The organism is Oleiphilus sp. HI0061, from assembly GCF_001635675.1.
The window spans coordinates 1-1,027 of record NZ_LWFE01000525.1 but is presented as its reverse complement, the minus strand read 5'-3'; the positions used below and the strand labels follow the sequence as shown (position 1 = coordinate 1,027).

The following is a 1,027-nucleotide window of genomic DNA, read 5'->3' as shown; positions in this document are numbered from 1 at the left end:
ATATTCTGGATTTCTCTTAAGCGAAGTTAGCCATCACCAAAAATAATTTGGCAATAAACTTAGAAAACTCAGTTCAACACCTCAAGGTAGAGGCAAATGAATTTGAGCTATTATTAGACACGGAAGCAGCGAAACCCGACTTAGACCAGTGGGTAATCCCAGCTGTTGAGCACAACGCGCTAATCTTGTTTACCTCTGGCACCACAGGAGACCCTAAAGGTGTCATGCTTTCTCATAGTAACCTGCTTGCTAATACTCAATCAATTGTCCAATACCTGAGCTTAAGTGCGACCGACTGCACCTATTGCGTATTACCATTCACATACAGCTACGGCAACTCAGTATTACAAACTCATATTTATGCTGGGGCAAGTATTTGCTTAGGGCAGTCAATGCTCTACCCTAAACTCATTGCTGAAGACTTAAACAAAGCAAGCATTACGGGTTTTTCTGGTGTACCCTCAACATTTCAAATTCTTTTACATAAGACTAGCTTTGCCAAAATACATCCGCAACTTAGATATATTACCCAGGCAGGTGGAAGTATGAGTGTTACGACTACCAAAGAGTTACTAGAGGCACTACCTAACACCGATATTTACGTCATGTATGGACAAACTGAAGCGTCAGCAAGGCTCACCTACCTGCCGCCAGCCAGACTACTAGAAAAAGCCGGCTCAATCGGCATCCCAATACCTGATGTAGAGTTAGCGATTAGCGATGAAAGCGGCAAACTATTGGGGCCAAACGAGACAGGTGAACTTATTGCCAAGGGAGACAATATCATGCAAGGATATTTGAGCAACCCAACGGCTACGGAACAAACAATTACAGGTGACTGGCTACACACCGGCGATTTGGGCTACAGAGATATTGATGGTTTCTATTACATCAAAGGCCGCCAGAAACAAATGATTAAATCTGGCGCTAACCGTATTCACCCAGAAGAAATTGAAGAAGTTATCCTGGAGTGTGATGCTGTTAGCGAGGTTTCTGTCACTGGAATCAAAGACGAGCTGCTAGGCGA

General features: G+C 43.6%; 1 protein-coding gene. It reads left to right on the top strand.

All coding sequences use genetic code 11. The annotated features are described in order from the left end of the window. Positions 1-47: 47 nt before the first annotated feature. Positions 48-1,027: AMP-binding protein (locus A3735_RS06920; RefSeq protein ID WP_156499479.1), on the top strand; the 980-nt coding region annotated here is incomplete at its 3' end.